The organism is Silvanigrella paludirubra (assembly GCF_009208775.1).
In the GTDB taxonomy this organism is placed as follows: domain Bacteria; phylum Bdellovibrionota_B; class Oligoflexia; order Silvanigrellales; family Silvanigrellaceae; genus Silvanigrella; species Silvanigrella paludirubra.
This window is the reverse complement of the sequence record NZ_WFLM01000025.1, coordinates 1-299: the sequence shown is the minus strand read 5'-3', so window position 1 is coordinate 299 and position 299 is coordinate 1. Positions and strand designations below refer to the sequence as shown.

Genomic DNA, 299 nt, shown 5'->3' with positions numbered 1-299 from the left:
AAAAGCTTTTATCGCTCTTTAATAACTGCGTACTCGCTACTTTATTCATATCATTATAAGTAACTACGCTTATCGGAGATATTTCTCCATCTAACGCTTTTACATATTTTTGTTCCGTATGACTTGCGTCATTATATTCTGTTACTTTTGTCTCTCCGCTTGGTGAAATGACAGCAACTTCTCTTCCTTTTGCATCATACTTATATTGAATTGTAGTTTTAAAAGGATTACCTTGAGAATCTACATTATATAATGTTTCTTTCTCTTTTTGTCCTGTTACACCATATTGATATGTTTTT

At 31.4% G+C, this 299-nt stretch carries 1 pseudogene; it reads right to left on the bottom strand.

Annotated elements, in window-relative coordinates:
- Positions 1 to 299, bottom strand: a pseudogene (locus tag GCL60_RS17330) (hypothetical protein); the annotation flags it as partial.